Source organism: Cupriavidus sp. GW823-FHT07A04 (genome assembly GCF_058794615.1).
In genome coordinates this window covers 24414-49259 of sequence record NZ_JBXAHA010000011.1, presented here as the reverse complement: position 1 = coordinate 49259, position 24846 = coordinate 24414, and the positions used below count along the sequence as shown (strand labels likewise).

Sequence of the window (24846 nt, the reverse complement as noted above, 5' to 3'; positions counted from 1 at the left end):
CATGGGGGAAAGCGGCCCGGCAATCGTCACGCCGGGGGGTGTTGCGCGGCGCGCAACAGGCGCGTGGCAGACGTGCAAGAGCCGCGCCGCAGGGGGCGTTGACGGGGCTTTCCCTTACGGACTTGTACGACTAGAGGCAGCCCGGGGCGCTTGCTATGCTCCTTTCCGTGCCTTGCGAGCAGGGCACCGAGGAGAGACTCTTGGGCCCGCGCGAGCGCGGGCCCTTCTTTTTTTGTGGCGGCCGCAGGCCAGGGGTTTGCGCCGCCTCCGGCGAGGGCGGGCGCCGGTGGTCTACAATGCCGGCTACCTGGCACCCCGCCGCCCGGTTGCTGTCCGACGCCGGCGCGCGGCCGCAGGTTCAAGCCGCTTGAACTGCCCCCTTGAACTGCCTCCTTTTCGCTGTCTCCTTTCGTATTGCTCCCATGGCCCTGTTTTCGATTTCCGACGCCCAGCTTGCCTTCGGGCATGTGGCCTTGCTCGACCATGCCGACTTCTCGCTGGAAGCCGGCGAGCGCGTCGGCCTGATTGGCCGCAACGGCACCGGCAAGTCGTCGCTGCTCAAGATCGTGGCCGGCCTGTCCGCGCCGGACGATGGCCTGATCGCGCGCCAGAGCGGCGTGACCTCGGCGTATGTGCCGCAAGAGCCGCAGTTCGAGGCGGGTGTGACCGTGTTCGACGCCGTGTCCCAGGGCCTGGGCAAGATCCACGACCTGCTGGTCGCCTACGAGGCAGCACTGGCGGGGCTGGACGACAACCACGACGAGGATTCGCTGGCCGAGCTGCACCGCCTGCAGTCGGAAGTCGACGCCGCCGGTGCCTGGGGTTTGCGCACGCGGGTCGAGACCACTCTGGCGCAACTCAGCCTGAGCGCCGATGTGCGCGTGGATGCGCTATCTGGCGGCATGCAAAAGCGCGTGGCGCTGGCGCAGGCCCTGGTGGCCGAGCCCGACATCCTGCTGCTGGACGAACCGACCAACCACCTGGACGTGGAAGCGATCCGCTGGCTGGAAGACCTGCTGCTGGCCTTCCGTGGCAGCGTGCTGCTGATCACCCACGATCGCGCCTTCCTGGACCGCGTGGCCACCCGCATCATCGAACTCGACCGTGGCCGGCTGATTTCCTTTCCTGGCAACTTCGCCGCCTATCAGGCGCGCAAGGCCGAGCTGCTGGCCGCCGAGCAGGTCGAGCAGGCCAAGTTCGACAAGCTGCTGGCGCAGGAAGAAGTCTGGATCCGCAAGGGCGTGGAAGCGCGCCGCACGCGTAGCGTGGCGCGTATCCAGCGCCTGGAGACGATGCGAACGGACCGCGCGGCGCGCCGCGACGTGCAGGGCAACGTCAAGCTGGAAGTGTCGCAAGGCGAGCGCTCCGGCAAGATCGTTTCCGAGTTGACGGATGTCAGCAAAGCCTTTGGCAACAAGATGGTGGTGCGCGACTTCACCGGCACCATCATGCGCGGCGACAAGGTCGGCCTGATCGGCGCCAACGGCGCGGGCAAGACCACGCTGCTGCGCCTGATCCTGGGCGAGCTGGCGCCGGATGCCGGTACGGTCAAGAACGGCAGCAACATGCAGGTGGCGTATTTCGACCAGATGCGCACGCAGCTGGACCTGGAGCGCTCGCTGGCCGATACCATCAGCCCTGGCAGTGACTGGGTCGAGATCAACGGCCAGCGCAAGCACGTCATGAGCTACCTCAGCGATTTCCTGTTCGCGCCGGAACGCGCGCGCTCGCCGGTCAAGTCGCTGTCCGGCGGCGAGCGCAACCGCCTGCTGCTGGCGCGCCTGTTCGCGCGCCCGGCCAATGTGCTGGTGCTGGACGAGCCGACCAACGACCTCGACATCGACACGCTGGAACTGCTTGAAGAACTGCTGCAGGACTACAGCGGCACTGTGTTCCTGGTGTCCCACGACCGGGCCTTCCTGGACAACGTGGTGACCTCCACCATCGCCGCCGAAGGCGACGGGCGCTGGCGCGAGTACGTGGGCGGCTACTCCGACTGGCAGGTCCAGTCGGCGCGCAGCGCGGCCATGCAGGACGCGCGCGGTGGCGAGGGCAAGGCCGCCGCGGAAAGCACGAAGCCGCGCGAAGCCCGCGCGGCCAACCGCCTGGTCAAGCTGTCGTACAAGGAACAGCGCGAGCTGGACACGCTGCCGGAGCGTATCGCTTCGCTGGAAAGCGAGCAAAAGGCTGTTGGCGCACAGCTGGCGGACGGCTCGCTGTATGTGAGCGACGCGGGCAAGGCCGCGCAGCTGGCGGCCCGCCACGATGAGATCGACCTGGAACTGCTGGAGGCGCTGGAGCGCTGGGAAGTGCTGGAAGCCAAGACCAAGGCCGAGGCGCCGTAAGGCCAGCACCGCTTGCCATGACGACGGCTGTCTCTCCCTCTCCCCTCAGGGGGAGAGGGCCGGGCAGTGGGGTGGCTTAGCTAGGAGCCACTAGAAGCGGAGCTACGGTTTTTTCCAGCACGCGGGGGGAGGAACAACGGGCGATTGTTAGTCCTCGCGTCCCTTCACCCGCACCAGGCGAGCACCATGTTCGTCAGATCCACCATGAAAGCCGGCCGCAGGTAGGCCATGAAGGCCAGCGCCAGCACCCCGGCCAGCGCCGCGAAGCCTGCTGCCCGAAGCGCAATGCCGGCGGGGCGTGCCGTGATCATGCCGCGGCCCCTTGCGGCCGCGCGATCGCATGCTCGCGGATCGGCAGGTTGACCAGGGCGGCCACTACGCCCAGCCCGATCGCGATCATCCAGACCGTGCTGTAGGTGCCGGTCCGGTCATACAGGAAGCCACCCAGCCACGCACCTAGGAAGCTGCCGATCTGGTGCGAGAAAAACACCACGCCCGACAGCATCGACAGGTACTGCACGCCAAACACCTGCGCGATGATGCCGTTGGTCAGCGGCACCGTGGACAGCCACAGGAAACCCATCATCGCGGCGAACACCCAGGTGCTGGTAGCCGTGAGCGGCAGCAGCAGGTAGCCGGCAATCACCACGGACCGGGTGATGTAGATCAGTGAAAGCAGGAAGCGCTTGGGCACGCGCTGCCCCAGCGCGCCCGCGCTATAGGTCCCGAACACATTGAACAGCCCGATCAGCGCCAGCGCCACGGTCGCGATCTTCGGGTCGGTCAGGCCCCGGTCCTTGAGATAGGGCGCCAGATGCACGCCGATGAACACCACCTGGAAGCCGCAGACGAAGTAGCCCAGCGTGAGCAACTGGAAGTTGCGGTTGCCGAACGCTTCGCGCACGGCCTGGCCGATGGTCTGCTGGAAGCCGGGCGCGTGCGTCGCGCCCGGCGGCTCGCGCAGGCTGAAGGCCAGCGGCAGCATCAGGCAAGCCAGCACCGCCAGGATGAACAACGCGTTCTGCCAGCCGGCAGTCGAGATCAGCGTCTGCTCCACCGGGATCATCAGGAACTGCCCGAACGAGCCCGCGGCCGCCGCGATGCCCATGGCCCACACGCGCTTCTCGGGGCTGGCCACGCGGCCAATCACGCCGTACACCACGCTGTAGGTGGTGCCGGACTGCGCAATGCCGATCAGGATGCCGGCGCCAGAGGCGAAGGCGGTGCCGGAGGTGGCCATGGCCATCACGACCAGGCCCGCCACGTATAGCGCAATGCCGACCAGCATGATGCGCAAGCCGCCGAACTTGTCGGCCAGCGCGCCCGTGAACGGCTGGGTCACGCCCCACATCAGGTTTTGCAGCGCCAGCGCGAAGGCAAAGGTCTCGCGGCTCCAGCCGTGGGTCTGCGTGATCGGCAGGTTGAACAGGCCGAAGCCGTGCCGGATGCCCATCGACAAGGTGACGAGCAGGCCACCGCAAATCAATACGGTTGTGAGGGAGAGTGGTTTTCTTGGTGTGTGTTGAATCGTGTTCTGCATGGCGTCCTGCATCCTGGCTCGGTGTGCGTAGTGCTGTTTTAGTTTTGTCGGCGCGGTCCGGAACCGCCTTGGCCACGCCGGTGCGAGCGAGTGTACCCCGCATCCCGGGAGGACGTCGGGCGTCACTCCGATGCCGCCCGCGACACCGGATGTGCCGAATCGCGCACGGCAATTGCTGGTGACGATTGGCATCAAGACGGCTACCCGCTTCCATTACAATGCAGGCTGCCCGGCCCCCCTGGCTGGCGTGCGGCAACCGCGCCCCCGCCAAGGCTGGCCGAGAATCCCACTAAGCAAGCGACTCCATGGCGAGCAAAATCAGTCAGTACAGCGAATCCTCCATCCGGGTCCTGAAGGGCCTGGAGCCGGTCAAGCAACGACCCGGCATGTACACCCGTACCGACAATCCCCTGCACATCGTGCAGGAGGTGATCGACAATGCCTCCGACGAGGCCCTGGGCGGCCACGGCTCCGAGATCATGGTCACCCTGCATCGCGACGGCAGCATCAGCGTCGAGGACGATGGCCGCGGCATCCCGGTCGGCATCCATCCCGAAGAGCAGGTCCCGGTGGTGGAAATCGTGTTCACGCGCCTGCACGCGGGCGGCAAGTTCGACAAGGGCAAGGGCGGTGCCTATGCCTTCTCGGGTGGCCTGCACGGTGTGGGCGTCTCCGTTACCAATGCGCTGTCGACCCGCCTCGACGTGACCGTATGGCGTGACGGCAACTGCTCCACGCTGACCTTCTCCGGCGGCGATGTCACCGTGCCGCTGGCCACGCGCAAGCTCGAGCGCGGCGAGAAGAAGGGCGGCACGCGGGTGCAGGTCTGGCCCGATGCGAAGTACTTCGATTCGGCCGCGATCCCGATGGCCGAGCTGCAGCGGCTGCTGCGCAGCAAGGCGGTGCTGTTGCCCGGCGTCAAGGTCACGCTGCTGCAAGAGAAAAACGGCGAGCGCCAGACTTGGCAGTACGAGCAGGGCCTCAAGGGCTACCTGGTGGAAGCGCTGGCGCAGGGCAGCGGCGCCGAGCTGGTGGTGCCGATGTTCGAAGGCGAGCACTTCGCCGACCCGGACGCCAACGCGGCGGAAGATGGCTTCGCCGAGGGCGAGGGCGCTTCCTGGGTGGTGGCGTGGACCGAAGATGGCGCGCCGGTGCGCGAGTCCTATGTCAACCTGATTCCCACGCCGGCTGGCGGCACGCACGAGTCCGGCCTGCGCGAAGGCCTGTTCCAGGCAGTCAAGAGCTTTATCGAGATGCACGCGCTGCAGCCCAAGGGCGTGAAGCTGATGAGCGAGGACGTGTTCGCCCGTGCCTCGTTCGTGCTGTCCGCCAAGGTGCTGGACCCGCAGTTCCAGGGCCAGATCAAGGAGCGCCTGAACAGCCGCGACGCGGTGAAGCTGGTGTCCACCTTCAGCCGTCCCGCGCTGGAGCTGTGGCTCAACCATCACGTCGAGTACGGCAAGAAGCTCGCCGAGCTGGTGATCCGCCAGGCGCAGGCGCGCACGCGCGCGGCGCAGAAGGTGGAAAAGAAGAAGGGTTCCGGCGTAGCCGTGCTGCCGGGCAAGCTGACCGACTGCGAATCCACCGACGTCACCCGCAATGAACTCTTCCTGGTCGAGGGCGACTCCGCCGGCGGCTCGGCCAAGATGGGGCGCGACAAGGAGTTCCAGGCCATCCTGCCGCTGCGCGGCAAGGTGCTCAACACCTGGGAGACCGAGCGCGACCGCCTGTTCGCCAATAACGAGGTGCACGACATCGCGGTGGCAATCGGCGTGGACCCGCACGGCCCCAACGATGAGCCCGACCTGTCCAACCTGCGCTACGGAAAGATCTGTATCTTGTCCGACGCTGACGTGGACGGTGCGCACATCCAGGTGCTATTACTGACCTTGTTCTTCAAGCATTTCCCCAGGCTGATCGACAACGGCAACGTGTGCGTGGCCCGCCCGCCGCTTTTCCGGGTGGATGCGCCGGCGCGCGGCAAGAAGCCGGCCCAGAAGCTCTATGCGCTGGACGACGGTGAGCTGGTGGCCATCCAGGACAAGCTGATGAAGGATGGCATCAAGGAAGGCGGCTGGCAGATCTCGCGCTTCAAGGGCCTAGGCGAGATGAATGCCGAGCAGCTGTGGGAAACCACCATGAATCCCGACACGCGCCGCCTGTTGCCGGTGGCGCTCGGCCATTTCGACCTGCCGCAGACCGTGGGCGTGATGAATATGCTGATGGGCAAGGGCGAGGCCGCGCAGCGGCGCACCTGGCTCGAGGAGCGCGGCAACGAGGTGATCGCCGATATCTAGGCGGCACGAATCGAACCGTTCGATACCCGCATGACGCAAGGAGTCCCGATGGCTAAGACCAGACCTGGCAGCAACCGCGCGCGGCAATGGATTGCCGCCGGCATGCTGCTGGCCGGCTTGGCCGGCCTGGGCTTCATGCCAGCGGCCCACGCTGCGCTGTACGGCTATATCGACGACGACGGCGTGGCGCATTTCTCGGACGAGAAGCTGGACGAGCGCTACACGCTGTTCATGAAGAATGGTGGCGAGCTCAAGAGCCCGCTGCCGTACCGCGCCGGAGCCGGTGCCGGCAGCCAGATCGACCTGGAGACGCACAAGCTTTACCGCTATGTCGTCAACCATCCCAATATCGCCACGGTCGAGCCCATGATCCGCCAGATCGCGGCGGCGCAGAATGTCGACCCGGCGCTGGTCAAGGCAGTGATGGCGGTAGAGTCCGGCTTCAACGCAGGCGCGGTCTCGCCCAAGGGCGCGATCGGGCTGATGCAGGTGATTCCCGACACCGGCGCGCGCTTTGGCGTGAGCGCCGATGCCCGGCGCACGGTCGAGCAGAAACTGGCTGACCCGCGCACCAATATCTCGGCCGGCGTGCGCTACCTGCGCTGGCTGATGGAGCTGTTCCCCAACGACCTCGAGCTGGTGCTGGCCGCGTACAACGCGGGCGAGGGCGCGGTGCAACGCTACAACAACAAGATTCCGCCTTTCCCCGAGACCCAGCAATATGTCAGCACGGTGCTGCAGTTCTATCGCTTCTACCGTCCGGGCGGCGCGCCCGCGGGGTTGGGCGGGGCGGGAGTCAATCGCGTCAAGATGGTGATCGGCGGCCGCCGCAACATGCCCTGATCCCATACCGAACCCTAAGACGAACCGCATAACGAACAACATGCAACCGGCGCACCGGCCAACGATGCGGTGCGCCGTCTTCTTGCCAATCCATGGAACAACAAGACATTCCGCTTGACCCAGGTTCGCCCGACAACGGAGCGGACTCGCTGACCCTGGCGCACTATGCCGAGCGCGCCTATCTCGACTACGCCATCAGCGTGGTCAAAGGCCGCGCGCTGCCGGAAGTGGCCGATGGCCAGAAGCCGGTGCAGCGCCGCATCCTGTACGCCATGCACGAGATGGGGCTGCGCTCCGACGCCAAGCCGGTCAAGTCGGCGCGCGTGGTGGGCGATGTGCTGGGTAAATTCCACCCGCACGGCGACCAGTCCGCCTATGACGCGCTGGTGCGCCTGGCGCAGGACTTCTCGCTGCGCTACCCGCTGATCGACGGCCAGGGCAACTTCGGCTCGCGCGACGGCGACGGCGCAGCGGCCATGCGCTACACCGAAGCCCGGCTCACGCCGATCGCGCGCCTGCTGCTCGACGAGATCGACCAGGGCACGGTGGACTTCATCCCCAACTACGACGGCTCGATGGAAGAGCCCAGGCTGATGCCGGCGCGCCTGCCCTTTGTGCTGCTCAACGGCGCATCGGGCATTGCCGTGGGCATGGCCACCGAGGTGCCGCCGCACAACCTGCGCGAAGTGGCGGCAGCCACGGTGGCGATGATCCGCAACCCCAACATCACGCTGGCCGAGCTGCTGGCGCTGATGCCGGGGCCGGACTATCCGGGCGGCGGCCAGATCATTTCGCCCGCGGCCGACATTGCGCAGATCTACGAGAACGGCCGCGGCAGCCTGAAGGTGCGCGCGCGCTGGATCATCGAGGAAATGGCGCGCGGCCAGTGGCAACTGGTGGTGACCGAGCTGCCGCCGAGCACCTCGTCGCAGAAGGTGCTCGAAGAGATCGAGGAAATCACCAACCCGAAGGTCCGCGCGGGCAAGAAGTCGCTGACGCCCGAGCAGTTGCAGCTCAAGCAAGGCATGCTGGCGGTGCTCGACGCGGTGCGCGATGAATCCGGCAAGAACGCGCCGGTGCGGCTGGTGTTCGAGCCCAAGAGCAAGAACATCGAGCAGCAGGAATTCATCCAGACGCTGCTGGCGCACACCAGCCTGGAGTCCGGCGCCTCGATCAACCTGGTGATGATCGGTACCGATGGCCGCCCACGCCAGAAGGGCCTGGCCGACATCCTGCGCGAGTGGATCGCCTTCCGCTTCGCCACCGTCACCCGCCGCACGCGCCATCGCCTGGGCAAGGTCGAAGATCGCATTCACATCCTCGAAGGCCGGATGCTGGTGCTGCTCAATATCGACGAGGTGATCCGCATCATCCGCGAGAGCGATGAGCCCAAGCCGGCGCTGATGCAGGCCTTCGGCCTGTCGGACCGCCAGGCCGAAGACATCCTGGAAATCCGCCTGCGCCAGCTGGCCAGGCTGGAAGCGCTGCGCATCGAGCAGGAGTTGAAGAGCCTGCGCGACGAGCAGGCCGAGCTGGATGTGCTGCTCAAGTCCGAGACCATGATGCGCCGGCGCATCATCAAGGAGATCGAGACCGACGCCAAGCAATACAGCCCGGAAGACAAGGATCCGCGCCGCACGCTGATCCAGGAAGAGCGCCGCGCCAACGCCGAGGTGCGCGTGGTCGACGAGCCCGTCACCGTGGTGGTCTCCCAGAAGGGCTGGGTGCGCACGCGCCAGGGCCACGGCCATGACGCGCAGCAGTTCACCTTCAAGGCGGGCGATGCGCTCTATGGCACCTTCGAGTGCCGCAGCGTGGACGTGATGCTGGTGTTCGGCACCAATGGCCGCGCCTACACGGTGCCGGTGGCCGGCTTGCCGGGCGGGCGCGGCGACGGCGTGCCCGTGACCACGCTGATCGAGCTGCAGCCCGGCAGCCAGATCGCCCACACCTTTGCCGGCAGCGTCGACCAGCGCTTGCTGATCGCCACGCGCGGCGGCAATGGCTTCCAGACCAAGGTCGGAGACATGGTCAGCCGGCAGAAGGGCGGCCGCGCCTACCTGACGCTGGACGAGGGCGACGCGCCGCTGTTGCCCGCGCCGATCGGCGAGGAGGCCACGCACGTGGCCTGCCTGTCGGCCAACGGCCGCATGCTGCTGGTTGCGCTCGACGAGATCAAGTCGCTCTCGGCCGGTGGCCGCGGCGTGATCCTGATGGAGCTGGAACCCAAGGAGACGCTGCAGCAGGCGATTGCCGTCGGCGCCCCGGGGCTGGTGGTGTCCGGTGCCGGGCGCGGCGGCAAGCCGAGTTCGCAGAAGCTCTACGGCCAGCTGCTGCTGCCTTACGTGGGCAAGCGCGCCCGCAAGGGCCGCGCCCTGGATCTCAAGCTCAAGGAGCCGAGCATCGAGCCGGTACGGATCGTGCCTCCGGCGAGCGGCAACTAAGCCGCGCCAACCCGAACTGGCCCTGCGCGACAATGCGCGGGGCTTTTTTCTTTCCCGGCATGCCGGACCGCCCCGGCGGCCATGCCTCTCCCGTGACAAGCGATGCCAGTTACTCCCTCTCCCGCCGGCGACGATCCGATGGTAGCGCTAGCACCCCCACCTACGCCGCGGCGCCTGTTTATCGAATTCGCCCGCATGGGGCTGTCCGGCTTCGGCGGTGTGCTGCCCTTCGTGCGGCGCGCCGTGGTCGACCGCAACCGCTGGCTGGGCGACCGCGATTTTGTCGAGCTGCTCAGCCTTGGGCAGGTGCTGCCCGGCCCCAACGTGATCAACCTCGCGCTGATGCTGGGCTTGCGCTTTGCCGGACTGCGCGGCGCGCTGGCGGCCTTTGCGGGGCTGGTGATGGTGCCGATGGTGGGCGTGCTGGCGCTGATGCTGCTGTACGAGCACTACCGCGACGTGGCGGCGGTGCAGCGCATGCTCACGGGCATGACGGCGGTGTCGGCCGGGCTGGTGCTGTCGACCGGCTTCAAGCTCGCACAGAGCCAGCCGCGCACCGTGCGCGGACTGATGATCGGCGGCGCGGCGTTTGTCGGCATCGGGCTGTTGCGCTGGCCGCTGGTGCCGGTGATGGCGGTGCTGGTGCCGATGGGGCTGGTGCTGGAGTGGCGCAGCGAGCAGCTTGCGCGGCGCGCGCAGGCGGCGGCTATCGAGGTGTCGTCCATGCCGCCCGCGCCGCCCGTGCCAGCGGTACCCGGGGAGCCACGGCAATGAGTTCACCGAACGTGCTTTCCAGCCTGCTCACGCATTTCCTGATGCTGTCGTTCCTCGCCATCGGCGGGGCCAGTACCACGATCCCCGACATGCATCGCTTCCTGGTGGAGTCGAACGCCTGGATGAGCGACGCGCAGTTCTCCGCCATGTACGCCATCTCGCAGGCCGCGCCCGGGCCGAACATCTTGTTCGTTGCCTTGTTCGGCTGGCAGGTGGCGGGCCTGGCCGGCGCCATTGTCGGCATGATCGGCATCTGCGGGCCGTCCAGCGTGATCGCGCTCGGCTTCGAGTATTTCGCCGGCCGCTCGCCGCAAGCGCGGTGGCCCGGCCTGATCCGGCGCGGCCTTGCCACGCTGACCATCGGGCTGCTGTTTTCCACTGGCTGGATCCTTGCCGCGAGCGTGGATCACCGCTGGACCGCCGTGGCGGTGACGGTGGTCACGATCGTGCTGATGCTCAAGACGAAGGTGCATCCGCTGGTGCTGGTGGCGTTGGGGGCTGGGGCGGGGGTGATGGGGTTGGTTTGAGCCTGATAGTGGATGGATGATGCTGTGTCGGCTGTTGGGGCCAAGAGCCTCCATGCTCGGTCTTTCGCTGCTTCTTTTTGCGGCGATGGTTTTTGCACCCAAGGGCCATACGACATCCCCCTGCGGGGTTGGTCGTTGTTTCTTTTAGCGGCGATGGTTTTTGCACCCAAAGGCCATACGACATCCCCCTGCGGGGGCTGCCGGTCACTCTTCTTTGCGTCGGCAAAGAAGACTAACGAGAAGAAAGCCGACCCTGCCGGGGGCAGAGCAATCAGGCTTGCGGGCGTCGGTGGTTGCGTCGTACGGCCCGGAGTGTTGGCTGGCCTTTGCCATACCGGCCTGGAGGACATCGAAAATGCATGACCTAATGGTCACGTTGTGGTGCCCCTGATCGCGTTGCTCGGTGAGCATTCCACCATCTGCCGTTACCGGCGCGCGCCATCACGACACATCGCCCATCAGTGGTTTCGTGGTGGGGCGGGCGCGGTGGTCAGGGCCTTGGGCATAGCAAGCCGGTGCCACCGCGCCCACGACGGAACCGGTGCGCCCGCAACTTCGTGGCCGGCCACTGCGCGAGCGACAGACGGCTTGAAGCAAGTGATGTCAGCTACCGGGGGCCTCACCACGAATCCCGGAAGCTGGCAGGTTCGTGGTCAGTCAAGCCGGTACCGGCAGAAGCCCGCCGACACTCTGGGCCGTACGACGAAACCACAGTCCCACATAAGCCTGATTGCTCTGCCCCCGGCAGGGTCGGCTTTCTTCTCGTTAGTCTTCTTTGCCGACGCAAAGAAGAGTGACCGGCAGCCCCCGCAGGGGGATGTCGTACGGCTGTTGGGTTCAATAACCATCGCCGTACAAAGAAACAGCGACCAACCCCGCAGGGGGATGTCGTATGGCCCTTGGGTGCAAAAACCATCGCCGCAAAAAGAAACCCCCCTACATCAAACCTCTAATCCACCCCCACAAACCCCCCAGTCTGATGCGCCCACAACCGCGCATAAAGCCCCCCACGCGCCAGCAACTCCGCATGCGTGCCGCTCTCGGCGATCCGCCCATCCTCCAGTACCACCAGCCGGTCCATGCGCGCGATGGTGGACAGGCGGTGCGCGATGGCGATCACGGTCTTGCCCTGCATCAGCGTCTCCAGGTTCTCCTGGATGGCGGCTTCCACTTCGGAGTCCAGCGCCGAGGTGGCTTCGTCCAGGATCAGGATCGGTGCGTTTTTCAGCAGCACTCGTGCCACGGCAATGCGCTGGCGCTGGCCGCCCGACAGCTTCACGCCACGCTCGCCCACCTGCGCATCCAGCCCCGTCGCCCCATGCGCATCGCGCAGGCGCGGAATGAACTCGCCGGCATGGGCGTCGTTGGCCGCGCTGAGCAGCTCGGCCTCGCTGGCGCCGGGGCGGCCATAGCGCAGGTTGTCGCGGATCGAGCGGTGCAGCAGCGACGTATCCTGCGTCACCATGCCGATCTGCGCACGCAGGCTTTCCTGCGTGACGCCGGCGATGTCCTGGCCGTCGATCAGGATGCGTCCTTGCTCCACGTCGTACAGCCGCAGGAGCAGGTTGACCAGCGTCGACTTGCCGGCACCGGAGGGGCCGACCAGGCCGATCTTCTCGCCCGGGCGCACCACCAGGTCGATGTTCTCGATCACGCCCGAGCCCTTGCCGTAGTGAAAGCCCACGCCGTCGAAGCGCACCTCTGCGCGCGTGACGCGCAGCGCTTGCGCGTTGTCGCGATCGCCGACCGTGCGCGGCACGGCGATGGTCTGCAGGCCATCCTGCACCTGGCCGATGTTCTCGAAGATGCCGCTGATCACCCACATGATCCAGCCCGACATGCTGACGATGCGGATCACCAGCCCGCTCGACAGCGCAATCGCGCCGACGCTGACATGGCCCTGGCTCCATAGCCACAGCGCCAGCCCGGTGGTGCCGGCGATCAGCAGGCCATTGAGCGAGGTCACGGTGAAATCCATGGCGCTGACCATGCGCCCGGACAGGCGTGCCTTGTCGGTCAGGTCGGCCATGGCTTCGCGCGCGTAGTCCTCTTCATGGCGCGTGTGGGCGAACAGCTTGAGCGTGGTGATGTTGGTATAGCCGTCGACGATGCGCCCCATCAGCCGCGAGCGCGCGCCGGTGGCGGCAACCGAGCGCGCCTTCACGCGTGGCGTGAAGTACAGCATGGCGGCCACGTAGCAGGCGATCCACGCCACGAGGGGAAGCATCAGGCGCCAGTCGGCTTGCGCGAACAGGTAGAGGGAGCTGGCCGCGTAGATCAACACATGCCAGATGGCATCCACGGCCTGCACCGCTGAATCGCGCAGCGAGAAGCCGGTCTGCATGATGCGCTGCGCGATGCGCCCGGCAAAGTCGTTCTGAAAAAACGACAGGCTCTGCTTGAGGACGTAGCGGTGGTTCTGCCAGCGCACCAGGTTGCCCAGGCTCGGGTTGATGACCTGGTGCACGAGGATGTCGTGCAGGCCGTTGAAGAACGGACGCAGCAGCAGCGCCACCACCGCCATCCACATGAGCTCGACGCGGTGGCGCGCGAAGAACTCGGCGGGCGGTGTTGCTTGCGCCAGGTCGACCAAGCGACCGAGAAAGCCGAACAGCGAGACTTCGATCAGCGCGCCAGCCAGCCCCACGCCCAGCAGCAGCGCGAAGACCGGCCACACCTCTCGCAGGAAGTAGGCATAAAAGCGCCAGATCTGGCTGGGTGGCTGGGTGTCGGGGAGGGCGCGGAACGGGTCAATCAGCCGTTCCAGGAAACGCATCAGCATGGGAGTCCAGGGGTGTTCCGCGGCGACCGCCTCGTTCGGGTCGCAGGCGTGCTTGCAAGGGCCGTATCGATGCCATGGGCATGCGGCGGATCAGGAGCATCATACCGCGCTTGCGCATCGCCGATGTCCGTACTCGCGGGAGGGGCGTCCGTGTCGCGGTGCTTGAGTGCGCGCTCGGAACGGCGCGCACTTTCCGTCGCCTTCATCATTTAAGTATTCATAAGCGCACTTTTTCGTCCATGCCTGCGGCTTATCCTCGGGAATACCCCAATTTATCCGAGCTTGTCTATACAACACTATACATACCTAGCATGGCTGAACAGACCGGTTCGAGCCGGCCTTATTGACCCAAGGAGTTCCCGTGAGCAACACCGACCGCTTTCGCGATGTAGAGATCCGCGCCCCGCGCGGCAACCAACTGAACGCCAAGAGCTGGCAGACCGAAGCGCCGCTGCGCATGTTGATGAACAACCTCGACCCGGAAGTGGCGGAGAACCCCAAGGAGCTGGTGGTGTACGGCGGCATCGGCCGCGCCGCGCGCAACTGGGCGTGCTACGACAAGATCGTCGAGACGCTCAAGACGCTGAACGACGATGAGACCCTGCTGGTGCAGTCCGGCAAGCCGGTTGGCGTGTTCAAGACCCATAGCAACGCGCCGCGCGTGCTGATCGCCAATTCCAACCTGGTGCCGCATTGGGCTACGTGGGAACACTTCAACGAGCTCGACGCCAAAGGCCTGGCCATGTACGGCCAGATGACAGCCGGCAGCTGGATCTATATCGGCAGCCAGGGCATCGTGCAGGGCACCTACGAGACCTTCGTGGAAGCCGGGCGCCAGCACTACAACGGCAACCTCAAGGGCCGCTGGGTGCTGACCGCCGGGCTGGGCGGCATGGGTGGCGCGCAACCGCTGGCCGCCACGCTGGCCGGCGCCTGCTCGCTGAACATCGAGTGCCAGCAGGCCAGCATCGATTTCCGCCTGCGCACCCGCTATGTCGACGAACAGGCCACCGACCTCGATGACGCGCTGGCGCGCATCGCCAGGTACACCGCCGAAGGCCGCGCCGTTTCCATCGCGCTGTGCGCCAACGCCGCCGAAGTGTTGCCCGAACTGGTGCGCCGCGGCGTGCGCCCGGACATGGTCACCGACCAGACCAGCGCGCACGATCCGCTCAACGGCTACCTCCCGGTGGGCTGGACCTGGGGCCAGTACCGCGACCGCGCGCAGACCGAGCCGGCTCGTGTGGTCAAGGCCGCCAAGCAGTCGATGGCGCTGCATGTGCAGGCCATGCTGGACTTCCAGAAGATGGGCGTGCCCACCTTCGACTACGGCAACAACATCCGCCAGATGGCCAAGGAAGAGGGCGTGGCGAATGCCTTCGATTTCCCCGGCTTCGTGCCGGCCTACATCCGCCCGCTGTTCTGCCGCGGTGTCGGCCCGTTCCGCTGGGCCGCGCTGTCGGGCGATCCGCAGGACATCTACAAGACCGACGCCAAGGTCAAGGAGCTGATCCCCGACGATGCGCACCTGCACCGCTGGCTGGACATGGCGCGCGAGCGCATCAGCTTCCAGGGCCTGCCGGCGCGTATCTGCTGGGTCGGCCTGGGCCTGCGTGCCAAGCTTGGCCTGGCGTTCAACGAGATGGTGCGCAGTGGCGAGTTGTCGGCACCGGTGGTGATCGGCCGCGACCACCTCGACTCCGGCTCGGTGGCCAGCCCCAACCGTGAAACCGAAAGCATGAAGGATGGCTCCGACGCCGTGTCCGACTGGCCGCTGCTGAACGCGCTGCTCAATACCGCCAGCGGCGCGACCTGGGTCTCGCTGCATCACGGCGGCGGCGTGGGCATGGGCTTCTCGCAGCATTCGGGCGTGGTGATCGTGTGCGACGGCACCGACGAAGCCGCCGCCCGCATCGCCCGCGTGCTGCACAACGATCCCGCGACCGGCGTGATGCGCCATGCGGATGCCGGCTACGACATCGCCATCGACTGTGCACGAGAGCAGGGCCTGAACCTGCCGATGCTCAACCACAAGAAGGAAGCCTGAACGTGAACGCGCTGAACCTCAAACCTGGTCAACTGACCCTGGCGCAGCTGCGCCAGGCCTATCTGCAGCCGCTGCGCGTGAGCCTGGACAGCGAGGCCGCCGAGGCCATCGCCGCCAGCGTGGCCTGCGTTGAGAACATCGTTGCCGAAGGCCGGACCGCCTACGGCATCAACACCGGCTTCGGCCTGCTGGCGCAGACCCGCATCGCCCGCGAGGACCTGGAGAACCTGCAGCGCTCGCTGGTGCTGTCGCATGCCGCCGGTGTGGGCGAACCGCTGGACGACGCCATGGTCCGGCTGATCATGCTGCTCAAGATCAATAGCCTGGCGCGCGGCTTTTCCGGCATCCGCCGCAAGGTGATCGACGCGCTGATCGCCCTGGTCAATGCCGAGGTCTATCCGCATATCCCGCTCAAGGGCTCGGTGGGCGCCTCTGGCGACCTGGCGCCGCTGGCGCATATGTCGCTGGTGCTGCTGGGCGAAAGCCGTGCCCGCTACCAGGGCGAATGGCTGCCGGCGCGCCAGGCGCTGGCACGTGCCGGCCTGGAGCCGCTGACCCTGGCCGCCAAGGAAGGCCTGGCCCTGCTCAACGGCACCCAGGTATCCACCGCATACGCGCTGCGCGGCCTGTTCGAGGCCGAGGATCTGTTTGCCGCGGCCACGGTCTGCGGCAGCCTCAGCGTCGAGGCCATGCTCGGCTCGCGCGCGCCTTTCGACGCGCGCATTCATGCGGTGCGCGGCCAGCGCGGCCAGATCGATGCGGCCGCCACCTATCGCGATCTGCTGACCGATACCAGCGAGCTGGCGCGTTCGCATGCGCAGTGCGACAAGGTGCAGGATCCCTACTCGCTGCGCTGCCAGCCGCAGGTGATGGGTGCCTGCCTGACGCAATTGCGGCAGGCGGCCGAGGTCCTGGAAGTGGAGGCCAACGCGGTCTCGGACAACCCCTTGGTGTTTGCCGCCGAAGGCGACGTGATCTCGGGCGGCAACTTCCATGCCGAACCGGTGGCGATGGCCGCCGACAACCTGGCGCTGGCCATCGCCGAGATCGGCTCGCTGTCTGAGCGCCGCATCTCGCTGATGATGGATCGCCATATGTCGCAGCTGCCGCCTTTCCTGGTGGCCAACGGGGGCGTCAACTCGGGCTTCATGATCGCCCAGGTCACCGCCGCCGCGCTGGCCAGCGACAACAAGGCACTGGCCCATCCGCACAGCGTCGACAGCCTGCCGACCTCGGCCAACCAGGAGGACCACGTGTCGATGGCGCCGAATGGCGGCAAGCGCCTGTGGGCGATGGCCGAGAACGTGCGCGGCATCCTTGCCGTGGAGTGGCTGGGCGCCTGCCAGGGCCTGGACTTCCGCGAAGGCCTGAAGAGCTCGCCCAAGCTGGAGCAGGCACGCAGCCTGCTGCGCGCCGAAGTGCCCTACTACGAGAAGGACCGCTTCTTCGCGCCGGATATCGAGACCGCGAGCCGGTTGCTGGCGGCCGGCACCCTGAACGCGCTGCTGCCCGCGCGGTTGCTGCCCAGCCTCTGAGGCTTGGGCATGACGCCCGGGGGCGGGACGCCTGCCACGCAGCAGGCCGCAGCCCGCGCCCCGGGCGGACAGAAGACAGAATAATGATTCGGAGACAAATAGATGCAAGAGCAGTCGCAAGGCCTGCAGCGTGGCCTCAGCGCCCGTCATATCCGCTTCATGGCGCTCGGATCGGCCATCGGCACGGGACTTTTCTACGGCTCGGCCTCGGCCATCCAGGCCGCGGGACCGGCGGTGCTGCTGGCCTACGTGATCGGTGGCGCCGCGGTCTACATGGTGATGCGTGCGCTGGGCGAGATGGCGGTGCGCAATCCGGTGGCGGGTTCGTTCGGCCAGTACGCCAGCACCGGCCTGGGACCGCTGGCGGGCTTCCTGCTCGGCTGGACCTATGCCTTCGAGATGATCGTCGTTTGCCTGGCGGACGTGACTGCCTTCGGCATTTACATGGGCTTCTGGTTCCCGGACGTGCCGCGCTGGATCTGGGTGCTCGGCATCGTGTTCCTGATCGGCGGCCTCAACCTGCTCAGCGTCAAGGTGTTCGGTGAGCTGGAGTTCTGGCTTTCGCTGCTGAAGGTCGGCGCCATCGTCGCGATGATCGGCGGCGGTGTTGCCATCATGCTGTTCGGCTTCGGCATGGCCGACGGCGGCGTTGCCACCGGCATCCACAACCTCTGGGCGCACGGCGGCTTCATGCCCAACGGCATTGCCGGCGTGATCGCCTCGTTCGCCGTGGTGATGTTCGCCTTTGGCGGCATCGAGATCATCGGCATCACGGCCGGCGAGGCGCGCGACCCGCAGCGCGTGATTCCGCGTGCGATCAACGCGGTGCCCCTGCGCATCCTGCTGTTCTATGTGCTGACGCTGGCGGTGCTGATGTCTCTCTATCCTTGGCACCGCATCGGCAGCGAGGGCAGCCCCTTTGTGCAGATCTTCAGCCGGCTGGGCATTGGCTCGGCCGCCGCATTGCTCAATGTCGTGGTCATCTCCGCCGCGGTATCCGCCATCAATAGCGACATCTTCGGCGCTGGCCGCATGCTGTATGGCATGGCGGTGCAACGGCAGGCGCCACGCATCTTTGCCAGCGTGTCGCGCAAGGGCGTGCCCTGGATGACGGTGGTGGTGATGGCTTTCGCGCTGCTGGCCGGCGTGGTGCTCAACTACGTAATGCCCGAGGACGTGTTCACGCTGATCGCTTCCATCGCCACCTTTGCCACGGTCTGGGTGTGGCTGATGATCTTGCTGTCGCAGGTCGCCTTGCGCAGGCGCATGAGCCGCGCCGAGGTGGCGGCGCTGAAGTTCCCCGTGCCGTTCTGGCCGGTAGCGCCGCTCGCGGCCATCGCCTTCATGCTGTTCATCTTCGGCGTGCTTGGCTGGTTCCCGCAGACCCGCGCAGCGCTGCTGGTGGGCGCGGCGTGGCTGCTGCTGCTGGTGGTGGCGTGGTGGTGCTGGGGACGGCCGCGCGGCCAGCGGGGGGCGCCTGCTTCCTCCTTTGCGGCGGACTGATACATGCGCGGACCCTGCCTCGGCAGGGTCCGCGTTGCCTGGCATCTGCCTAGCCGGATGCCAGGGTAACCGGCAGCGCGCGCCAGCCCGGCGCGCTGTCGTAGTGGCGCGAAGAACACCCTGTCTGGGTTGCGCTCACCGCCCGCTTGCGGGCGGCCAGGATTATTTTGCTTCGGAGTTACATCATGTCCATTGACAACACCATTCCCGGTATCGCAGCCCAGCATGCCGCCACGGCCCAGCCGCTGTCCAGGTTCAAGTCCATCGCTGCCATTACTATCGGCAATGGCCTGGAGTTCTACGACTTCGTGGTCTACAGCTTCTTCGCCACGCTGATCGGCCGCCTGTATTTCCCGGTATCCGATCCCACCGGGCAGTTGCTGTTGTCTTTCGCCACCTTCGGCGTAGGCTTCCTGATGCGCCCGCTGGGCGGCCTGCTGATCGGCATGTATGCCGACCGCGTCGGGCGCAAGCCGGCGGTGGCGCTGACGCTCTGGCTGATGGGCTTGAGCTCGGTGATCTTCGTGGTGACGCCGACGTATGCGCAGATCGGCATGCTCGCGCCGATCATGATCCTGCTCGCGCGCCTGGTGCAAGGCTTTGCCATCGGCGGGGAGATGGGTGCCTCCACGGCACTGCTGCTGGAATATGCCGACGACCGCTCGCGCGGCTTCTACACCAGCTGGCAGCCGTTTAGCCAGGGCCTGGCGGCGCTGTTCGGCGCGCTGGTTGGCTTGCTGCTCAGCAATGTGCTGGAGCAGCAAGCGCTGGAGGCATGGGGCTGGCGCCTGGCCTTCGTGATTGGCATCCTGGTGATCCCGGTGGGCCTGGTGATTCGCCGCCGCCTGGAAGAGACGGCGCCGGCCGCCGGCGAGTCGGAGCGCGGTTCCACGCTGCAGCTGTTGCGCGAGCACGGGCGTGCGCTGGTGGCCAGCATCCTGCTGATGATCGGCGTGGCTTCGTCGACCTATATCGTGGTGTATTACCTGAGCAACTATGCCGTTAGCCAGCTGCACATGCCGCTGTCGCTGGGCATCTGGGCCGCTTGCGTGGCCGCTGCCGTGCAGGTCGTGCTGTCGCCGTTCGCGGGCTGGCTGAGCGACCGGGTGGGGCGGCGCCCGGTGGTGCTGTGGTCGCGCGTGGCCTTGCTGCTGATGATCTATCCCGCTTTCGTGCTGATCAACGCCGAGCCCAGCCTGACGCGCCTGCTGCTGGTGGTGGGCTGCCTTTCGGTACCGATGTCGATGACGTCGCCCGCGTCGATGGTGCTGGTCAGCGAGGTGCTGCCGCAGCGCATGCGCGCCACCGGCCTGTCGATTGCCTACTGCGTGGCGATTGCCATCTTCGGTGGTTTCGCGCAGTTCTTCTCGACCGAGCTGATCCATCTCACCGCCAATCCCAACGCGCCCGCGTTCTACGTGATCGGCTGCGGCCTGGTCTCGCTGATCGGCCTGGCGATGGTGCCGGAAACCCTGGGCCGCCGCCTGTCATGAGCGAAAGGGATCCGATGGCTGCAGCGCCGGGCAGCATCTGGCGCGGCCGCAGCGATGCGGGCGAGCTGGGCGACACGCGCCGGCTATTCAATGTCGTGCGCGTGCAAGGCGCCGAACGCGTGCCTGGCGCGCCCGTGCTGCTGGGCTTTTGCTGCGACGCCGGCGTGCTGCGCAACCAGGGCCGTCCCGGCGCGGCGGGTGGCCCGCGCGAGATCCGCCGCGCGCTGGCCGGCATCCCGGCCCATGGCCTGGAAGTGTTCCACGATGCGGGCGACGTCGTCTGCCACGATGGCGATCTCGAGACGGCGCAGCAAGCGTTGGCAACAGCGGTCGCGGCCGAACTGGCGCAGGGCGCATTCCCGCTGGTGCTCGGTGGTGGCCACGAGATCGCCTGGGGCACCTGGCAGGGGCTGCGCGCGCATCTCGATGCGCGTGGCGACCACGGCCGCGTGCTGGTGATCAACCTCGATGCGCACTTCGACCTGCGCACCGGTCGTCCCGGCAGTTCGGGCACGCCCTTCGACCAGATCGCGCAGGCCTGCCACGAGCGCGGACAGCGTTTCGAATACGCTTGCCTGGGCGTGAGCCGGCTCGGCAATACCGCCGCGCTGTTCGCGCATGCCAAGGCGCTTGGCGTGCACTACGTCGAGGACGTGCAGATGCAGGAACGGCACCTGGACGCGCGGATTGCCGAGTTGCAGGGGCTGATGGATGCGGTCGATCACGTCTACCTCACGATCGACCTGGACGTGCTGCCGGCGGCAGTGATGCCGGCGGTCTCGGCGCCAGCCCCTTATGGCGTGCCCCTTCCCGTGGTGGAGGAGGTGGTGGCGCAGGTGCGCGCCAGCGGCAAGCTGCGCGTGGCGGACCTGGCGGAGTTCAATCCGCTCTATGACCGTGACACCTGCGGCGCTCGGGCCGCGGCGCGGCTGGCTTACCGGTTGATGGCCTGAGGGCCGTGGTCATCGCCATTGCCATCGCCATTGCCGCAAGGAAAACCCCCGCCGACACTCGGCGGCTCATTCTTGTACAATTGAGTTGTACATTTCGAGCAGGGGGCACGCTATGCAAACCATCCCATTCTCGGAGGCAAGAGCGCATCTCGCTGATGTGCTTCGGGACGCGGAAAGAGGGCAGGAACCGCTGCTGATCTCCCGGCGCGGTGAGCCGGCTGCAGTGCTGATGTCCTGGTCGCAATACCGGCTGCTTGTCGGTTCCACGTCTGGCTTCTTTGGGCGTTTGAGCGAATGGCGCAGCGAGCACGTGCAAGCGGAAGATGAGGTCGACCCTTTCGAGCATGTGCGTCAACCCGGCGACGGGCGTGACTTCACATGGTGAGCGCTGCGAGTTGGCTGCTGGACACCAACATTGTCTCGGAGGCAATGCGGCCAAAGCCGGATGCAGGGGTCATGGCGAATCTGGCCCGATTCGATGGCGAACTGGTTATTCCGGCGCCGGTCTGGCATGAATTACGTTTTGGCTGGCTGCGCATGCCGGATGGCCAGCGCAAGGACGCGGTTGGCCGTTTCGTGCAGGAAGTGGCGGGTAGCCTGCCGGTCTTGCCCTATGACAGCGCCGCGGCACGGATCCATGCCGAGCTACGCAATTCGCGGGAGCGGGCTGGGCTGAGCCTGCCCTTTGTGGATGGACAGATCGCATCCGTCGCGATGGCGCACGGCCTGACCTTGGTGACGCGCAATGTCAGGGATTTTGCCGGGCTGCCGGGCTTGCGGCTGGTCAACTGGTTCGGGGGCTGAGTTCGGGGGCTGAGCGCGGGCTCCGGCGCCCAGCTCCCTTTTCGGCTTCCGTCTGGCCCCGCCCATGCACGAGCGGGGATTTATTCATGGCTGCTGGTTCGCCAGCTCAGTGAATCACCATCTGCGTGAACGGATGCACATAAGCCTGCAGCGTAATGAACAGCCCGACCAAGATCGCCAGCGCGATCGAGTGGAAAAACACATAGCGCAGGATATCGCCTTCGTGCCCGTACCACTTGGTGGCGGTGGACGCCACCACGATGGACTGCGCATCGATCATCTTGCCCATCACGCCGCCCGAGCTGTTGGCCGAGGCCATCAGGATCGGCGATAGGCCCAGCTGCTCGGCCGTGGTTTTCTGCAGGCCGCCAAAAAGCACGTTGGAGGCGGTGTCGGACCCGGTCAGCGCCACGCCCAGCCAGCCCAGCATGGTGCCAAACAGCGGGTAGAGCACGCCGGTGTGAGCAAAGGCCAGGCCCAGCGTGGCATCCAGGCCCGAGTAACGGGTCAGGTAGCCCACGCCGAACATCGCGCAGATGGTCAGCAGCGAATATTTCACCAGCTTGATGGTCTCCCAGTATTCCTTGATGAGGCGCGGCACCGAGTAGCCCATCAGCAGGCCGCCGAGAATGCCGGAGACCAGGATGCCGGTGCCGGCCATCGACAACACGTTGAACGTGAAGACCGCGCCTTCGGCAGTGGCCTTCGGCACCACCGGCGGCACCTTTAACACGGCTTTGTCCAGGCCGGGGATGGGGAATTTCCATTGCCACAGGCCGTCCATCAGCTTCTTGAATTCCGGCACGCCCCAGACAAAGACGAACACGGTCAGGATCACCCAGGGCATCCAGGCCTTGACCACCGAGATGCCGGCGGAGGCGGCGCTGGCGCGGGCTTCGGCGGCTACCGCTTCGGGGTCGTCGACCTTGGAGTCGTCCCTGCGGCCGAGGATGCGCGTGGAGGTCCAGATTTCCTTGGGCTTCCAGACCTTCAGGAACAGCGTCAGGCAGCCCATCGACACCAGCGCGGCAATCACGTCCACCAGCCAGGGGCCGTGGTAATTCGACACCAGGAACTGCGGCACGGCAAAGGTGACGCCGGCCACCAGGATCGCCGGCCAGATCGCCAGCATGCCGCGGAAGCCGGCAAAGGCCCAGATCAGCCAGAACGGCACGAGTACCGAGAAGAAGGGCAGCTGCCGGCCGACCATGGCCGAGAGGTGCAGCAGGTCCAGGCCCGTCACCGCGGACAGGCCGATCAACGGCGCGCCCAGCGCGCCGAAGGCCACCGGCGCGGTATTGGCGATCAGCGCCAGGCCGGATGCCGCCAGTGGCGAAAAACCGAGGCCGATCAGGATGGCGCCGGTGACCGCCACCGGCGTGCCGAAGCCGGCGGCGCCTTCGAAGAAAGCGCCAAAGCTGAAGGCCACCAGCAGCAGTTGCAGGCGCCGGTCTTCGGTGATGCCGGAGATCGAGTTCTGCAGCACCTTGAAGGAGCCGTTGATGGTGGTCAGCCGGTGCAGGAAGATGATGTTCAGCACGATCCAGCCGATCGGGAACAGGCCCGATACGATGCCCAGGCCGGCGGCCTTGCCAGCCATGTCGGCGGGCATGCCGAACACCGCGGAAGCGATGACCACGCCGACCACGAGCGCCAGCCCGGCGGCCAGGTGGGCCTGCAGGTGAAAGAAGGCTAGCGCCGCCAGCAGTACGGCGACGGGAATCCCCGCTGCCAGCGTGGACAATGCCAGGCTGCCTAGCGGGTCATAGACTTGGGTCCACACGATGAGTCCTCCTCGGGTTGGGGCGACAGGTTGCTTTTGTATTAGAGGCCATTTCAAAAAGATTCTGGCGTCGTTGCGCGGCCTTGCCGTACCCCTTGTACTGTCTGCGGCCGCGCGCCTAGCCAGAACCGCTTCGCTTCATTTTGAAACGGCCTCTTAGGCCCAGGCTGCCGCGTCGTCTTCTTGTCCGGGCGCGCATTGCGAACCTGCCAAGCTGTCAACCGCGCGACCAGCAAACTTCGGATTTTATGGATGGGTTCCTGCCGCGCTGCCCTAAATCCAGTCACCGTCATCGTGAGCAGGATTCATGGGTCAGGGTTTGCCTGGGGGCAGGTTGGCGCACTCGCTGCCTTATTGGCAGAGTACTCCAAACCACTCGATACGCAAATGTATGCTGGCCAGGCCCGTGGTGGCAGAATGTGCCGGTCGTCCTTTTACGCCTTGGCGCTGTCGATAAGCCGGCCGACCGGGCATGAAAGGTGGCGTTCCTGTTTCTGGAGGAGCATTGCCATGCTGCACATCCTTCCCGGCGGTCACGTGCTTGCCGCTTTCCTGCTGTCCAGCCTGTTGCTTGCGGTGACGCCGGGGCCGGCGGTGATCTACATCGTTGCGCGCACGCTGTCGCTAGGCCGGCTTGCGGGCCTGGCTTCGGTGACGGCCGTGGTGTTGGGCAACCTGGTCAATGTGCTGGCGGCCGCGCTGGGGCTGGCGGCGCTGTTCGCGGTATCGTCTCTGGCCTTTGCCGTGATGAAGTACGCCGGCGCGGCCTACCTGGTCTACCTGGGGGTGCGGGCGCTGCGCGCGCGACCGGCCGCTGCTGCGCAGGCGGACCCGGCTGCTGGCAGCGCCGGGCTGCGGCGGGTGTTTCGCGATGGCTTCGTGGTGGCCTTGTTCAACCCCAAGACCACATTGTTCTTCGCGGCCTTCCTGCCGCAGTTCATGGATCCCGCCATCGCGGCGCTGCCGCAGAGCGTGGCCCTGGGCGGCACCTTCGTCCTGATCGCCGCCACCACCGATTGCTGCTATGTGCTGGCCGCGGCGGCGTTGTTGCCGCTGCTCGCGCGCGCCAGGGGCGCGCAGGCCGTGGGCCGCTACCTGACGGGCGGCGCGCTGATCGGGCTGGGGGTGCTGGCCGCGGTGTCGGGCGGGCGCAACAGCAAGTAAATCAGCCAGTAA

18 protein-coding genes are annotated in these 24846 nt (G+C 66.5%); 14 read left to right on the top strand and 4 right to left on the bottom strand.

Annotation, left to right across the window (positions count from 1 at the left end):
• Positions 1-422: 422 nt before the first annotated feature.
• Positions 423-2345 (top strand): ATP-binding cassette domain-containing protein, encoded by a 1923-nt coding sequence (locus AC1Q7Q_RS19790; protein ID WP_492376088.1) that lies wholly within the window; start codon positions 423-425, stop codon positions 2343-2345.
• A gap of 164 nt (positions 2346-2509) precedes the next feature.
• Here AC1Q7Q_RS19790 and AC1Q7Q_RS19785 read toward each other — a convergent pair whose 3' ends face one another.
• Together AC1Q7Q_RS19785 and AC1Q7Q_RS19780 are read right to left on the bottom strand one after the other, a co-directional pair.
• Complete coding sequence (locus AC1Q7Q_RS19785) at positions 2510-2656, bottom strand: hypothetical protein (protein ID WP_492376089.1); 147 nt, start codon at positions 2654-2656, stop codon at positions 2510-2512.
• Positions 2653-3885, bottom strand: coding sequence for an MFS transporter (locus AC1Q7Q_RS19780; protein WP_492376090.1), 1233 nt, complete (start codon positions 3883-3885; stop codon positions 2653-2655). The genes AC1Q7Q_RS19785 and AC1Q7Q_RS19780 overlap by 4 nt, the downstream gene beginning before the upstream one ends.
• 305 nt (positions 3886-4190) lie before the next feature.
• Between AC1Q7Q_RS19780 and AC1Q7Q_RS19775 the strand changes: the two genes are divergently transcribed.
• From AC1Q7Q_RS19775 to AC1Q7Q_RS19755, 5 genes are all read left to right on the top strand, one after another.
• Positions 4191-6182, top strand: coding sequence for a DNA topoisomerase IV subunit B (locus tag AC1Q7Q_RS19775; RefSeq protein WP_492376091.1), 1992 nt, complete (start codon positions 4191-4193; stop codon positions 6180-6182).
• A gap of 48 nt (positions 6183-6230) precedes the next feature.
• A complete protein-coding gene (locus tag AC1Q7Q_RS19770) occupies positions 6231-7025 on the top strand; it encodes a lytic transglycosylase domain-containing protein (protein WP_492376092.1) in 795 nt (264 codons plus the stop codon).
• Between the two features lie 92 nt (positions 7026-7117).
• Entirely contained in the window at positions 7118-9469 is a 2352-nt protein-coding gene (parC, locus tag AC1Q7Q_RS19765; protein WP_043348134.1) for a DNA topoisomerase IV subunit A, read from the top strand.
• Between the two features lie 102 nt (positions 9470-9571).
• Positions 9572-10243, top strand: a complete 672-nt coding sequence (locus tag AC1Q7Q_RS19760) for a chromate transporter (protein ID WP_492376093.1) — start codon at positions 9572-9574, stop codon at positions 10241-10243.
• Positions 10240-10770, top strand: a complete 531-nt coding sequence (locus tag AC1Q7Q_RS19755) for a chromate transporter (protein WP_183036321.1) — start codon at positions 10240-10242, stop codon at positions 10768-10770. The genes AC1Q7Q_RS19760 and AC1Q7Q_RS19755 overlap by 4 nt, the downstream gene beginning before the upstream one ends.
• Before the next feature lie 949 nt (positions 10771-11719).
• Here the strand turns inward: AC1Q7Q_RS19755 and AC1Q7Q_RS19750 are convergent.
• Positions 11720-13552 carry an ABC transporter ATP-binding protein gene (locus AC1Q7Q_RS19750; protein ID WP_492387200.1) on the bottom strand — a complete coding sequence of 611 codons (1833 nt, stop codon included), beginning with the start codon at positions 13550-13552 and terminating at the stop codon, positions 11720-11722.
• Positions 13553-13913: 361 nt separating this feature from the next.
• Between AC1Q7Q_RS19750 and hutU the strand changes: the two genes are divergently transcribed.
• The 7 genes from hutU to AC1Q7Q_RS19715 all read left to right on the top strand — a co-directional run bounded on the left by hutU (position 13914) and on the right by AC1Q7Q_RS19715 (position 21887).
• Positions 13914-15599: a urocanate hydratase gene (gene hutU / locus AC1Q7Q_RS19745; RefSeq protein ID WP_492375388.1), complete on the top strand. Its 1686-nt coding sequence runs from the start codon at positions 13914-13916 to the stop codon at positions 15597-15599.
• Between the two features lie 2 nt (positions 15600-15601).
• Positions 15602-17134, top strand: coding sequence for a histidine ammonia-lyase (gene hutH, locus AC1Q7Q_RS19740; protein ID WP_492375389.1), 1533 nt, complete (start codon positions 15602-15604; stop codon positions 17132-17134).
• 102 nt (positions 17135-17236) lie between these two features.
• Positions 17237-18637, top strand: coding sequence for an amino acid permease (locus tag AC1Q7Q_RS19735; RefSeq protein ID WP_492375390.1), 1401 nt, complete (start codon positions 17237-17239; stop codon positions 18635-18637).
• Positions 18638-18822: 185 nt separating this feature from the next.
• Complete coding sequence (locus AC1Q7Q_RS19730; RefSeq protein ID WP_492375391.1) at positions 18823-20130, top strand: MFS transporter; 1308 nt, start codon at positions 18823-18825, stop codon at positions 20128-20130.
• Positions 20127-21083, top strand: coding sequence for a formimidoylglutamase (hutG, locus tag AC1Q7Q_RS19725; protein WP_492375392.1), 957 nt, complete (start codon positions 20127-20129; stop codon positions 21081-21083). Before AC1Q7Q_RS19730 ends, hutG begins: the two co-directional genes overlap by 4 nt.
• A 112-nt stretch (positions 21084-21195) precedes the next feature.
• Positions 21196-21468, top strand: coding sequence for a type II toxin-antitoxin system Phd/YefM family antitoxin (locus AC1Q7Q_RS19720; RefSeq protein ID WP_492375393.1), 273 nt, complete (start codon positions 21196-21198; stop codon positions 21466-21468).
• Positions 21462-21887: a type II toxin-antitoxin system VapC family toxin gene (locus AC1Q7Q_RS19715; RefSeq protein ID WP_492375394.1), complete on the top strand. Its 426-nt coding sequence runs from the start codon at positions 21462-21464 to the stop codon at positions 21885-21887. The genes AC1Q7Q_RS19720 and AC1Q7Q_RS19715 overlap by 7 nt, the downstream gene beginning before the upstream one ends.
• Before the next feature lie 106 nt (positions 21888-21993).
• Here AC1Q7Q_RS19715 and AC1Q7Q_RS19710 read toward each other — a convergent pair whose 3' ends face one another.
• The gene (locus tag AC1Q7Q_RS19710) at positions 21994-23670 is read right to left on the bottom strand and encodes an L-lactate permease (protein WP_492375395.1); all 1677 of its coding nucleotides are present in this window, start codon (positions 23668-23670) and stop codon (positions 21994-21996) included.
• Between the two features lie 510 nt (positions 23671-24180).
• Here AC1Q7Q_RS19710 and AC1Q7Q_RS19705 point away from each other — a divergent pair.
• Complete coding sequence (locus tag AC1Q7Q_RS19705; RefSeq protein WP_043348104.1) at positions 24181-24834, top strand: LysE family translocator; 654 nt, start codon at positions 24181-24183, stop codon at positions 24832-24834.
• The last annotated feature ends 12 nt before the right edge of the window (positions 24835-24846 follow it).

Excerpts from the sequence above, each read along its gene's own strand:
- AC1Q7Q_RS19790 (WP_492376088.1), top strand. The coding sequence starts at position 423 with ATGGCCCTGTTTTCGATTTCCGACGCCCAGCTTGCCTTCGGGCATGTG.
- AC1Q7Q_RS19785 (WP_492376089.1), bottom strand. The coding sequence starts at position 2,656 with ATGATCACGGCACGCCCCGCCGGCATTGCGCTTCGGGCAGCAGGCTTC.
- AC1Q7Q_RS19780 (WP_492376090.1), bottom strand. The coding sequence starts at position 3,885 with ATGCAGAACACGATTCAACACACACCAAGAAAACCACTCTCCCTCACA.
- AC1Q7Q_RS19775 (WP_492376091.1), top strand. The coding sequence starts at position 4,191 with ATGGCGAGCAAAATCAGTCAGTACAGCGAATCCTCCATCCGGGTCCTG.
- AC1Q7Q_RS19770 (WP_492376092.1), top strand. The coding sequence starts at position 6,231 with ATGGCTAAGACCAGACCTGGCAGCAACCGCGCGCGGCAATGGATTGCC.
- parC (WP_043348134.1), top strand. The coding sequence starts at position 7,118 with ATGGAACAACAAGACATTCCGCTTGACCCAGGTTCGCCCGACAACGGA.
- AC1Q7Q_RS19760 (WP_492376093.1), top strand. The coding sequence starts at position 9,572 with ATGCCAGTTACTCCCTCTCCCGCCGGCGACGATCCGATGGTAGCGCTA.
- AC1Q7Q_RS19755 (WP_183036321.1), top strand. The coding sequence starts at position 10,240 with ATGAGTTCACCGAACGTGCTTTCCAGCCTGCTCACGCATTTCCTGATG.
- AC1Q7Q_RS19750 (WP_492387200.1), bottom strand. The coding sequence starts at position 13,552 with ATGCTGATGCGTTTCCTGGAACGGCTGATTGACCCGTTCCGCGCCCTC.
- AC1Q7Q_RS19735 (WP_492375390.1), top strand. The coding sequence starts at position 17,237 with ATGCAAGAGCAGTCGCAAGGCCTGCAGCGTGGCCTCAGCGCCCGTCAT.
- AC1Q7Q_RS19730 (WP_492375391.1), top strand. The coding sequence starts at position 18,823 with ATGTCCATTGACAACACCATTCCCGGTATCGCAGCCCAGCATGCCGCC.
- hutG (WP_492375392.1), top strand. The coding sequence starts at position 20,127 with ATGAGCGAAAGGGATCCGATGGCTGCAGCGCCGGGCAGCATCTGGCGC.
- AC1Q7Q_RS19720 (WP_492375393.1), top strand. The coding sequence starts at position 21,196 with ATGCAAACCATCCCATTCTCGGAGGCAAGAGCGCATCTCGCTGATGTG.
- AC1Q7Q_RS19715 (WP_492375394.1), top strand. The coding sequence starts at position 21,462 with ATGGTGAGCGCTGCGAGTTGGCTGCTGGACACCAACATTGTCTCGGAG.
- AC1Q7Q_RS19705 (WP_043348104.1), top strand. The coding sequence starts at position 24,181 with ATGCTGCACATCCTTCCCGGCGGTCACGTGCTTGCCGCTTTCCTGCTG.